Here is an 11,908-nt window from a genome sequence, read left to right on the forward strand (position 1 = left end):
CGTTCTTGGCGCGGCCGCGGCCGTAGCCGAGATACTGGAAATAGAGGCTCTTCAGAGTAGAACGCGGATAGTAGACCATCTGCGTGCCGCCGCTCATCCAGATGCGGTAGCCGGCCTGGCGCAAACGATAGTCGAGCTCGGCGTCCTCGTTGTGGCTGAAGGTCTCGTCATAGCCCCCCACAGCCCTGAAGGCAGCGATGCGCATCAGCGCATGATGGCCATGGTCGACCCATTCGCCGGCAGACAAGTGCCTGTGCTTCGACCCGCCGGTGCCGAGCTTGGAATTCTGAGCCGCCGCGACCGCCTTCTGCACGGCGCCGGTGCCGCTGGTCAGCATCGCGACGACCACCGAATCAGCACCGGTGGCTAAAGCCTCTTCGACCAGCCGGTCGCAGTAATCGGCGGGATAGCCGCCATGGGCGTCAATGCGGATGAGGTAGTCGGCGCTGTCGCCGAAGGTCGCGACCGCCAGGTTGATGGCAGCGCTCTGGATGCGTTTAGGGTTGGCCAGCAGGACGACATTCGGGTCCTGGGCCGCGAGCTTTTCGACGATGGCTTGAGTGCCGTCAGTGCTGCCGCCATCGGCGACGACGATGCGAGCGCCAAGCCTTGCCGCAGCCGGCCGCAATTGTTCGAGCAGCCCGCCGATATGCGCCGCCTCGTTGAGGCAGGGAATGACGATCAGGGTCGATGCGGTGGCCTGCGTCATCGGCTTTTTGTCCATACTCATTCTACGCTGCAGCCTGGTTCGCGAAGGCGGCAGGGGCGACCGCTAGGTCGCGCAGCTTGTCGACGAAGGCCATGCAGTCGCTGCGATCGTAGCTCCAGGTTCTCGGATTGCGGGCCAGCACCCTTGATTTCAGGCGGCGAAACCGATCCGGATCCATCCGGCCAAGCATTGCTTCGAGGCCCTCAGGCGTCGCTTCAGACAGAAGCACGCCGATGTCCTGATGTTTGAGGAATCGCCCGGTTTCAGTACCGGCCATGGAGATCGGCACGGCGCCGAATCGGCAGCCTTCGTAGAGGCGGTTGGGCAGCAGCCATTCGGAATTCTGGCCGTGCTCGAAGAAATCGATCGCCCAGGAGAAATGCACCTCCCGGTAGATCGCCGCCATGTCCTCGGGATTGCGGTAGGGCCCGCGAAAGGAAAGCCACGGCTCGGCCTCGACGAAGCCGTGAAAATCCGCGAACTCCGAAAGCGCCGGGCGCCCCCTGAGCACGACCTCGAAGCGCCCACCCTGGCGGCGGCTGAACTCGGCCAGGAGCTCCAAGGAGCGGCGGCACCGCAAAGCGCCGAACCAGCCGATGCGCCATGGTGGCGCGTCGGGACTGTCGGCTTTTACCCTGTCGTCCGGCGTAACCGGGGCGACGTCGAAATATTTGTTCTCGACCAGCTCGATCGGCGCGGCGACCTGCCCGAACGGCTCGAAGTAATTGGCGACAAAGGCCGGCGAGCTGGTGACCAGCAGCTTCACATCGCGGGCGAGATGACGCTCGGCGCCGCGCAGCGTCCTGCCGACGAAATCATTGCGCAGCACCAGGCGGTGAATGTCGAGGCATTCATAGACGATGGGCACGCCTGCCCCGAGCGCGGCATTCGCGCGGCGGGCAAGCGCCAGCATTTCGAGGTTGCGCGCGATGATGAGATCGGGCCTCGGCATGGCGCCGAGCTTGGCGCCGATCGATACCGCCGCCTTGGCGACCGCACCGATTCGCTGCGCGAATCGGCCGTCGCGCGTCGGGCCAAGATCGACCGGCTCGAGCCCCTCGATCTCGGCAATCGGATTGGTGGTCCGGCGGAAACCCGCCAGGGTTATCCTGGCGCCGCCTGCCTTGAGCATGTTGACCCGCCGGCGCACCGCCGGGTCGGATACGTCATGCACAAGGTACAAGACATGCAGCATGAAACTCGACCGCTGTTGGGCCCACCCAAGAGGATGCTAGTACAGCTTTTGCTGCATCGCAACATTTTTGGTGCGGCGTTGCAAAACTGACAAATGGTTTGCGCCGCACAAACAAGGCCCACTCAACTCAGCGTGAGCCGTCTGGCGAGTCCTTTCGCCGCGGCGACGCCCTCAAAGCATCTTTTTGTTCGCGACAGGCGGGTTTTTAGGGCCTTCAGGCAGTCCGATCCGGATCCCAAGGCGATGATGAGCAGGGTAAACTATCGGTTAAAGATTGTATTGCACCGCAGCAAAAAAGGTTTTTAAATGGCGCCGCAATGTTGGGAATGAGAATGTGGCTTGGGGGTCCGCGCTTTCATTTGGTTGCGGTGCGGTATAGAAGATTTGCGGTCGTTCGGCGGCGATAGTTCACGTCGCGAAGGCCCTGCATGCCACTGGTTTGAAGACGAGTGGGGTGAAGCTTGGCTAAGTCTCTCCGTATTGCCGTCTATGACGACAGGTATCCGACAAATTTCGTGACGCCGCGGGCGTCGAGACACAGGATCGTCCGCAAGCGGTTCCTGCCCCTCAACCTTGTCTCGTCGAAGCTGGAAGGCGTGACGCTCATAGACCCGACGCCGCCTGCCGATCTGGTGCATGCGTTCAACCGCATCCCGCTCAACGCCTCGAAGTTCGTCATTTCGTTCGAATCGCACCTTCCGAGGCAGTTCGCGCTCAACAAGCAGGGGCGTATGGCCCGCTACATGAGGTCGCGGATTGCCGGCCCCGGCTGCCGTCGCATCATTGCCCTCTCGCATTTCGCCCGCAGGTGCTTTCTGGACCAGCACGCCGACAATCCCGATCTCGCGCTGCTGACGGACAAGCTGATCGTGCGCCATCCCAACATCGTGGTCCCGGCCGTCGAGGACGCGATGGCGGACAACAATGCCGAAGAGCTCATCCTGACATTCGTTGGCGCCCATTTCGGCCGCAAGGGCGGCTGCGTGGCGGTCAAGATCGCCGAAAAGGCGATCGAGCGGAACCTGCCGATCCGGGTAAACATCGTTTCAAGCCTGCAGGTCGGCGGCTATATATGGACCGATCCGACGAGCACTGGCTTCTTCGACCCCTACATCAAGCTGCTCGGCCTGAAGAACGTCCAGCACCACGGCGCGCTACCCAACGAAGCGGTGCGGCAAATGCTGCGCAATTCGCATTTCGGCGTTCTTGCCACTTTCGGCGACACCTTCGGCTATTCGGCGCTGGAATCGATGTCAGAGCACACGCCGGTCCTCGGTACCAGGGTCTGTGCCTTGCCGGAGTTCCTGGAAGATGGCGTCAACGGAATTTCACTGCCCGTGAAGCTGAACGAGGTTGGCGACTGGTGGAGCCCTGGGTATGACTTCCGCGGCGACCAGGACTATGCGCAATATTTCCGCGACGAGGTCGAACGCCTCGCCACCGAGGCCATCGACCGGCTGGCCATTTACATAGGGCAGCCGAAACTGATGGCGCCGCTGCGGCGCGAGGCCCGCCGAACCGCGGAGGTCATGTTCGGATCTGAGCCGGCTGGCAATTTTCTCGATGCTCTTTACGAGCGCGTGGCCTTGGAGCGTACGAGGGACCCGGCACAGCTAGATCCGGCGCTCGACACTTCCTCTCCACGGTCGCTGCCGCCCGTTTCCGGTTCGCGAGGCGCCACGAGGCAGCCCCCTGGCGGGCCGGTCGCTTCCGCGGCCTGACCAGCACAACCCGCTACATCGCGCCCCTAGCCAGCCCAGGCTGGAAGGCGTTCGAACCGTCAGCCGCCACTGTCGTTCTGCAAATCGTAAAATTTTGCTGCATTGCAACAATTTTGATGCGGCGTCGCAAAAATTGCCATATCGTTGGCGCACACTTCGATGCTGGACGGGGCATTTCGGTACTCAACGACGGTCAGGTTCTCGGAACTTGAACGTGCGAAAGTCAGGAATCCTGAATTTGCAAGCCAGTGCATTCGATCCGCCAGAAGGCTCCCTTCGCAAATCAGTCGGACGTGGCGCCGTCGTAACAGCCCTAGCGCAAGGCGTGCGCGTGGCGACGCAGATGGTCTCCGTCATCGTGCTTTCGCGCTTGCTGTCGCCGCAGGACTTCGGCGTGATCGCGATGTCCGCGCCGGTGCTTGCCTTTATCGCGCTGTTCCAGGATTTCGGCCTGACCCAGGCGACGATCCAGAAGACCGGCATCCGGGACGAAGAGGTCAACTACCTTTTCTGGGTCAATGTCGCGGTGAGCGCGTTGCTGGCCTGCGTGCTTGCGGGCTCCGCTCCCCTGGTCGCCGCTTTCTACGGCGAGCCGCGCGTGACGGGCCTCGTCGCCGCTTTCGGCCTGCAGATCCTGGCCTATGGTCTCGGCGCCCAGCACGTGGCCCTGCTGACGCGCCGCATGGAGTTCACCCGGCTGGCCATCATCGACATCGCCAGCGCCGTCACCGGTGTCGGCGTCTCGATCGCCTGGACCTTCATCGACCGCTCCTACTGGGCGCTTTTCGCCGGCACGCTGGCGGCCGCGGTGCTGCCGACGCTCTGCTACTGGGCTTCCTCGCGCTGGCGTCCCAGCTTTCCACGCAGGGTCGACGGCATCGGCGCACTGATCAATTTCGGCGCGGGCATCACGGGCTTCAACTTCGCCAACTTCTTTGCCCGCAACCTCGACAATGTGCTGATCGGCAAATATTGGGGCGAGGCGCAACTCGGGCTCTATGACCGCGCCTATAAGCTCCTGCTTTTCCCGCTGAGCCAGATCACCAACCCGCTGGCCAAGGTCATGGTGCCGGCGCTTTCACGGCTGAAGGACGAGCCGGATCGCTACCGCAGCGCCTATCTGCGCGTCATGCCGCTGATCCTTCTGGTGGCGCTTCCGGGCGTCGCCTTCGCCACCGCCATGTCGGACCGACTCATTCCCTTCGTGCTCGGCGAGCAATGGCGGGGGAGCGCGCCGATCTTCCTGGCACTGGGCTTTGCCGGCCTGCTGCAGCCGCTCAACAATCCGGCCGGATGGCTCTTCGTCAGCCAGGGACGCTCGGGCGACTTCATGCGCTGGGGCATCATCACTGCCGTCACCTCGGTGCTGGCCTTCGCCATCGGCCTACCCTACGGCGCGTTCGGCGTCGCGGTCGCCTATGCGATCAGCGAGTATCTGAGGACGCCTTTCCTGTGGCTCTATGTCGGGAAGACCGGACCGCTGCGGGCGAGCCACGTGTTCCAGGGCGCTTTTCCTTTCGTACTCGGCGCGCATCTGGCCTTGGCCGCCGTCTGGCTCGCCAAGCCGATGCTGGCAGCGCCGCCGGTCGTCGCGCTGGCTGCCGGCGCAGCGCTCTCCTACGCCGTCACCATTCTCGTCGCGCTTGCCTTCGGCACCGGCCGGGAGGCGCTGCGCGAGGCATTGAGGCTGATCCCGGCGCGCGGGTTCTCGCCCGCTCCGAGCGAAGCGAAATGACGATGCCGGGCGCAACGACGCGCACATCGCCGGCGTTCAGTCCGCGGTACTGCCGATCTCAGAACAGGGACAACGCATGAACTACCGATCGATCTCAGACATGAACGACGCAATCGTGCGGAATTTGCATCGGTTGCCGCGCGACATCGACCTGGTCGTCGGCGTGCCGAGAAGCGGCATTCTCGCCGCCACGCTGGTCAGCCTGACGGCGAATATCCCGATGACCGATCTCGACAGTTTCCTGGCCGGCAGGCTCTACACGTCCGGGCTCACGAAGCGCTGGGCAGGACTCGACCGGCAAACCTCGGAGATGCGCAAGATCCTGGTGATCGACGACAGCATCATCGGCGGCACCGCGATGCGCGACGCGCGCGAGAAGGTTGCCGCCAGCGGCATCGAGGGCGACTTCATCTTCGCCGCCGTGTTCGGGCTGTCGCTGCAGCACGAGGAAACTGACGTCGTCTTCGAAGTGGTGCCGCATCCCAGGATGTTCCAGTGGAACTTCATGCACCACGTCTTCCTCGAACAGTGCTGCGTCGATATCGACGGCGTGCTCTGCCTCGACCCGACCGAAGAAGAGAACGATGACGGGCCGGCCTACGAGAAATTTCTCGCCGGCGCGCGGCCGTTGCTCGGACCGACCCGCAAGATCGGCTGGCTGGTGACGAGCCGGCTGGAGAAATACCGCAAGCTGACCGAGGCCTGGCTCGAGGAACACGGGATCAGGTACGACCATCTCGTCATGCTCGACCTGCCCAACAAGGCCGAACGGCAGCGGCTCGGCGCGCATGGCAGCTTCAAGGCAGGCTTCTACCGCAAATCGGACGCCATCCTGTTCATCGAGAGCGAACACCAGCAGGCGCTAAACATCGCCGAACTGTCGGGCAAGCCGGTGCTGTGCGTCGAAACCAACGTCGTGACCTACCCCAACGCGCTGTCGCTGCCGGCGCTCGAGCAGGCTGCCCGCAACCTTCCGACCCGCCTGAGACAGGTCAATTCGCCCGGCGGACGCAAGGCAGTGGCCAAGAAAATGGCCCGGTTGCTGCTCGGCGAGCGCGGCTACGAATCGGTGAAGAACCGGGTCAGGCGACCGGCCTGACCCGCCCGCCAAGCCGCAGGCACATCTTCTGGTCCTTTTGTCATGCAACGCTCAGTCCAATCGAAACGAACGACCCTTGAAGACCCTATCACCCATTGGGGGGCTGCAATCGGAGATCGGCTATGAACATCACACGCAGAAAAATCCTGGCATCGCTTGGTGTTTCAGTGGCAGTGCCGCTGCTTGCCGGACGAGCCCTGGCGCAAACCGCCGCCGAGCAAGGAGCAAAGCCCGCGCCCGGCCCGCTTCCCGACTGGTCGAAGGTCAAGCTTCAGCTCTGGAAGTATGAGAACCCCTTCGTTCCCTCGCAATGGAACGAACCCAAGCTCGGCGGTTACGGTTGGAAAGGCGAGAACGTCAAGATCGTCAACGGCGAACTTCAGCTGACCGTCAGCGAGAAGGCCTCGGCGCAGGTCATCACCGGCGGCAAGTCGTCGGACGCTTCATCGGCACGCTGGGAAGTGGACGTCACGTTGCCGAAGATGAGGCCCGGGCTTATCGCCGCCCCGCTGTGGACGTTCAACGACAAGGCCCATGAGGAAATCGACTTCGAGGTCGTCGGCACGAAAGGGCTGCAGCTCACCGTCTTTGCGAGTGTGAACAACCAGCACAAGAGCGTGTGGGTCAAATGGATCGAGCTCGGGGACCTGTCTGGCAAGCGCTACCGGCTCGGCATCGAATATGAGGCGGGCAAGCGTGTTGCCTTCCTGATCAACGGCAAGGAAGCCGCTGTCGTGACGCCCGCCGATACGACCGGCGGCGCCTTCCCGGACAAGCCCATGAAGCCCTATTTCGATCTGTGGGTCGCGGCGGGGTCCGTGATGGACCCGCGCTGGGCCGGGCAATGGGAGCCGATGGCGCCCAGCGACAAACTGGTCATGACCATTCACGGCTACAAGAGAACCGATTTGTCCTCGTGAGGCTGGCATCGTAAGCCGGGCGCATTCCGCGTCCGGCTGCGGTGCTATCCGTCTACGCGACGCGGCGGACGCGCTGTCCTGCCGCCCTGTCGAGCAAGGAAAAGAAGGTTGCGAACTGGCGCTCCGGATCGAGTTCCGGACGCCGGGAGAAAGCATGCGCCTCGGCCGAGAGCCGATCGTACTCCTCGCGGTCGTTCCAGAGCCGCCTGACCGCCGCGACCCAGTCCGCGAGCGGCGCGTCGTAGTCGAGCACCACACCGCCCGGACCGATCGCCTCCGGCAGGCCGCCGCGCCGCGAGCCGACGACGGGAATGCCGCTGCAATGGGCCTCCGACGCAACGCGGCCCCAAGCTTCTTCCCACTTGCTCGGGGCAAGCAGGATTTTCGTGCGCCCATAGACCGTCTTCATGTCGTTGGTCCGGTTTTCCAGCCTGACGTTCGGGAGGGGCGCGATGGCCTTATCGACCCGGGCGCGATGGTCCTCGTCCAGCTTCCAGCTTTCGACAAACAGGAACGGAATCTCCGGGCAAGCGGCGGCGATCTTCACCGCGAGGTCGAAGCCTTTTTCCTCGTAGGGATTGATCATGGTGACGAACTCGCCGGTCGTCGGCGTGCAGTAGACGGCTTGGTTTATGGTCGGCGGCAGCACGATCGAATCGATGTCGAATTTTGCCTTGTAGGTGCGCGCCGTGAATTCGGAATTGGCGATGAAAAGCGCCGAGTGCAATTCGCGCGGATCGCCAGCCAGCTCATGGAATTCGACGTTGTGAAGATAGACGACCAGCGGCACGCCCTCGGCGTGAAGCGCCTTCCCGAGCAGGACCGACTTGTGGCACTGCACGACGGCGACGTTGGGCCTGGTCTTCTCGACAGCGAAGCGGGCCGCCTCCCATGGGAACCAGGCGCGCACCACCGGATAGCCGGGAAAATTGTCGATGACCGCCGGCTGCCGCAGCAGCTTCATCTTGGCACGCGCCTTGAGGCCGAACATGCCGTCGCCGAACAGCGAGGCGAGCACCGATGCCTGGTGGCCGTGCCTGTTCAGTTGCCCGACCAGATTGTGGGTGTTGGATTGCACGCCGCCGGTAAACTCGGGAATGTACCCGTTGCCGCTTGCGAAAAGCACTTTCATCGATCGGCTCCTGGTTCGATCCGGCGGACAGGCTGGCGCTCAATTGCGACAGGCAGGCGACGGTCAGCTTGCATCGCGCAACGACGGAAGCTTGGAGGTCATTGCCTGGTACAGGCGGCCGACCGAGGCTGACAGCGACAACGCCGAGTATTCGCGCCACAGCTTCGATGCGGGAACGAGCTTTCCCGCCTTCAAATCCCGCGCGAGAAAATGGGGGAACGAGTGCATGTACTCCTTGAGTATGTCCACCTTCAGCGCTCCCGGTTTCCACGCCTTGACAGCCGAAACGAATTCGTCGGCCGGCGCGGATGCCAAACCGGTGTCGTAGGCTTCGAAGGTGCGTCGCACGATGGCGCGCTCCTTGTCGCTCAAGCCTGTCTTTCCGGCGCGCTCGGCGAGCAAGGCATAGCGCCGGATGTCTTCGGCGGCGTGATGCCACATCCCCTTCCTGGCCATGATGCTTGAACGCTGCAGCAGCGCCTGCATCTCGAGATCCGGGGTCCTGTCCAAGGACTGCTCCGAGCGATCGAGATACTCATGGAGATCAACCGAGCTGTAGATCTCCTCCATGATCATGCGGTCGTAAGAGCCCCAGGCCTTGACCCTGTTGGCATAGGAAATCACGACCTTAGTGCTGCCCCGCACCATGTCGTGCTGGCGCTGGAAGAACATGATGCCGTCGACCCTGACGGCTTTGAACCGGCGCGCGAGCCTGAGCATCATCTCGTAGTCCTGCGACCGGACCAGCGCCTCGTTGAAGCCCCCCACCTCGTCGTAGCATTTGCGGCGCACGAGCAGGCCCGGCTGATGGACATGGCAGTATTCGAGGTGGGATGGGAAAAAGTTGTCCTGGCCGACATGCCCGAAGGCGACGATTTCGTAATCCTGATCTTCGATCTGCGGCGAGCGCTGAAAACGCGCATACTCGCCAAAGGCGAAATCGGCGGTCGGCTCCCGCTCGAACGCCGCCAGGAACCGCTCCAGCGCCGTCGGATGCGCGACGTCGTCGTCGTCGAAAATCCAGACGAAATCGCCCGTGCAATGCTTCAGGGCGAAATTCAGCGCGGTCGACTTGCCGCCGTTCTCCTTGCGGTAATATTCAACTGGCGCGCCGAAAGCTGCCGCCACCGTGCTGGTGTTGTCCGTCGAACCATCGTCGACAATGAGGATCTGATCCGGCGCCACCGTCTGCCGGAGCAGGCTGCCGATCGATTCGGGCAGGAACTTCTCCCGGTTGAAGGTCGGGACGATAACCGTGACTGTCGGTCTCTGCTTGGCAGTCATTGATGATCTCACTCCAGAATTCGGAATTCGGTGGCGCCGATCTCAAGCATCCTGCGGCTCCAGATTGGCGAAGGGATTGGCGCATGGATGCCAGCCGGTGAACCGGATCGGGTCATTGGGCGAACTGCGCCAGGCATAGTCTGTCAGCATATGGAACTCGGCGATGACCCAGCGGTCGAAGTGGCGCAGATCGCGACGCTTCTGCCTCGGCAGCAGCTGACGCGCCTCGCCCAGTTTCACTGTCTCGGCCACCGTAACCGCGCTCGCCAGCTTGCCGTTCGGGAATATCCATGGGTTGCGGTTGCGGAATTCGAGCACGAACTGCTGCAGATGCTCGATGCGCATGTTGAGCGGGCCGAAATATCTTTCCAGGGTGACACGGACGAGGTCCTCGTCCGAAAGCGACGATATGCCGGCCGCGGCAATGCCGGTCGAGGCAATTCCGCCGGCAACGATGGCGAGGGCTGTGCGGCGCGTGACCTTCATCGACCTCTCCTTCAAGCCAGCCGGCTCGCGGCGCGCAGGGAAAGAGCGGCGGCGGTCAGGCTCGGGTTGGCGCAGGAACAGCTCGGATAGGTGCTGGTGCCGACGACCACGAGGTTCCTCAGCTGGTGGTGGATCATGTCGCGGTCGACCACCGAGTCGGCCGGACCCGTGCCCATCCGCAAGGTGCCCTGCACATGCGATTCGGTCGGCCGGATGCCGCGATCGAATATCCTTTCGACCGGTAGAGGCTTGAGCAGTTCCGGCAGCCTTTCGAGCGCCTTGGCCATGCCGTTGACGGCGTAATCGGATGCACCCCTGAAGTTGACGAAGGCGTTCCCCTCCTCGTCCAGGACGACGCGGTTTTCCGGATCGAGCAGGTTTTCGGTGACGACGACCAGCGGCAGCACCTGCCGGTGCCGATCTTTCTCGGCCCGCATGCCGTGCTGCCATCGGTTCTCGAAATAGACGAGCGCGGCGGCATGCTCGGCACGATGAGGCCCGTCGTAGAGGCCGAAATTCAGGCCGGTGGTGATGGTGCTGCCATCGAAATTGTCGACGCCGTCGAGATAGACCTCATAGTTCCAGCCATAGGACTCGTGCAGGCCGAGGCCGACGAACTCGCCGCCGAGCCCCGAGCGAAGCATGATCGCGGGGCTCTGAATGGCGTTGGCGCCTAGAACGACGAGGTCGCCGCTGACCGAATACTCCTTGCCGTCGCGCAGGAAGATTACCGAACGCACGGAGCCGCCGACATGGTCGAGCCGGCGCACTTCCGCACCGAGGCAGACTGACACCTCGGGATGCTGGAAGACATGCATAAGGCCGTTGTTGGCGGTGAACTTGGCATCAGCCGGACACAGCCAGCATCTGAGATTGGCGCAGCATGAGCCACGCTGTGAGGTGGCGACGCGCGCCCGCGCGGTCGGCATCACGAAGTGCTGCTCCGGCTGTGCCGCTTTCATCATCCGATCCGGCGTCGACATGCGGTGCGGCGGTTGCGGAAAGGGCCGCGAGCGCGGCAGCATCCGGGCCATGTCGGGATCGCCCGAGATCGACATGACGTCTTCGGCGTCGGAATAGAACGGCTCCAGATCATCATAGCTGATCGGCCAGTCATTGCCGACGCCGTAGGTGCTCTTCAGCCTGAAGTCGTTGGGGTGGAAACGCGGGGTCTGCGCGTACCAGCAGTTGGTGCCGCCGCCGAGCCCTATCGTATAGTTCCACGGCTTGTCGGCATTGTCGGTCTTGTAGGTGCTTTCATCGGCGATATCGGTGTTGGCGTCCTGCTCGAGCTGCCATTCATGCGTGTTGTGGCGGCCCCATTCGAGCAGCAGGACGCGGGCTTTGCGCCGCTTGGAGAACTCGTGCAGGAAGAAGGCCGAACCGAAGCCGGAACCGATGACGACGAGATCGAAATGCTCATTGGCGACTTGTTCGGGCTGAACGTCCAGCACCATCAGATCGGACCCCTTCCTGTTACACGCAAAGTCATTGTCGGCCCCATGTCCGCTGGCCGGGGCCGGAAAAGTTTCTTGGGCAGCTTTCGACCGGCGCGGTCATGCCGCCATCCTGCCGATCGAGAAATATTCGATGCCGTAGCGCGCGATCACCTTCGGGTCGTAGAGGT

Annotated in this window: 11 protein-coding genes; 4 read left to right on the plus strand and 7 right to left on the minus strand. The window is 63.0% G+C overall.

Going from position 1 to position 11,908, the window contains the following annotated elements:
- A partial coding sequence (locus tag Q0L57_RS29010) for a glycosyltransferase family 2 protein (RefSeq protein ID WP_296746531.1) occupies positions 1 to 709 on the minus strand: 709 nt, incomplete at its 3' end.
- Positions 710 to 731: 22 nt separating this feature from the next.
- A complete protein-coding gene (locus Q0L57_RS29015) occupies positions 732 to 1,904 on the minus strand; it encodes a glycosyltransferase (RefSeq protein ID WP_296746522.1) in 1,173 nt (390 codons plus the stop codon).
- 461 nt (positions 1,905 to 2,365) lie between these two features.
- Here Q0L57_RS29015 and Q0L57_RS29020 point away from each other — a divergent pair, with 461 nt between their 5' ends.
- A complete protein-coding gene (locus tag Q0L57_RS29020) occupies positions 2,366 to 3,625 on the plus strand; it encodes a glycosyltransferase family 4 protein (RefSeq protein ID WP_296746523.1) in 1,260 nt (419 codons plus the stop codon).
- 59 nt (positions 3,626 to 3,684) lie between these two features.
- Here Q0L57_RS29020 and Q0L57_RS29025 read toward each other — a convergent pair whose 3' ends face one another.
- Positions 3,685 to 3,879, minus strand: a complete 195-nt coding sequence (locus Q0L57_RS29025; protein WP_296746532.1) for a hypothetical protein — start codon at positions 3,877 to 3,879, stop codon at positions 3,685 to 3,687.
- On the opposite strand from Q0L57_RS29025, the gene Q0L57_RS29030 reads away from it, so the two are divergent.
- The 3 genes from Q0L57_RS29030 (at position 3,864) to Q0L57_RS29040 (ending at position 7,379) form a co-directional block, all read left to right on the plus strand.
- Positions 3,864 to 5,360 carry a lipopolysaccharide biosynthesis protein gene (locus tag Q0L57_RS29030; protein WP_366940963.1) on the plus strand — a complete coding sequence of 499 codons (1,497 nt, stop codon included), beginning with the start codon at positions 3,864 to 3,866 and terminating at the stop codon, positions 5,358 to 5,360. The two genes, Q0L57_RS29025 and Q0L57_RS29030, sit on opposite strands and share 16 nt — an antisense overlap.
- 76 nt (positions 5,361 to 5,436) lie before the next feature.
- Complete coding sequence (locus tag Q0L57_RS29035; RefSeq protein WP_296746525.1) at positions 5,437 to 6,459, plus strand: phosphoribosyltransferase; 1,023 nt, start codon at positions 5,437 to 5,439, stop codon at positions 6,457 to 6,459.
- Positions 6,460 to 6,581: 122 nt separating this feature from the next.
- Positions 6,582 to 7,379, plus strand: coding sequence for a family 16 glycosylhydrolase (locus Q0L57_RS29040; RefSeq protein ID WP_296746526.1), 798 nt, complete (start codon positions 6,582 to 6,584; stop codon positions 7,377 to 7,379).
- A gap of 52 nt (positions 7,380 to 7,431) precedes the next feature.
- Here the strand turns inward: Q0L57_RS29040 and Q0L57_RS29045 are convergent, their stop codons facing one another.
- The 4 genes from Q0L57_RS29045 to Q0L57_RS29060 form a co-directional block, all read right to left on the minus strand.
- On the minus strand, positions 7,432 to 8,511 hold the full coding sequence (locus tag Q0L57_RS29045) for a glycosyltransferase (protein ID WP_296746527.1): 1,080 nt from the start codon (positions 8,509 to 8,511) through the stop codon (positions 7,432 to 7,434).
- Between the two features lie 63 nt (positions 8,512 to 8,574).
- Entirely contained in the window at positions 8,575 to 9,795 is a 1,221-nt protein-coding gene (locus Q0L57_RS29050) for a glycosyltransferase family 2 protein (protein WP_296746528.1), read from the minus strand.
- Between the two features lie 42 nt (positions 9,796 to 9,837).
- Entirely contained in the window at positions 9,838 to 10,281 is a 444-nt protein-coding gene (locus Q0L57_RS29055; RefSeq protein WP_296746529.1) for a hypothetical protein, read from the minus strand.
- 11 nt (positions 10,282 to 10,292) lie between these two features.
- Positions 10,293 to 11,738 (minus strand): GMC family oxidoreductase, encoded by a 1,446-nt coding sequence (locus Q0L57_RS29060; RefSeq protein ID WP_296746530.1) that lies wholly within the window; start codon positions 11,736 to 11,738, stop codon positions 10,293 to 10,295.
- Positions 11,739 to 11,908: the final 170 nt, after the last annotated feature.

The sequence above is a fragment of the Mesorhizobium sp. genome (assembly GCF_024509055.1).
In the GTDB taxonomy this organism is placed as follows: Bacteria; Pseudomonadota; Alphaproteobacteria; order Rhizobiales; family Rhizobiaceae; genus Mesorhizobium.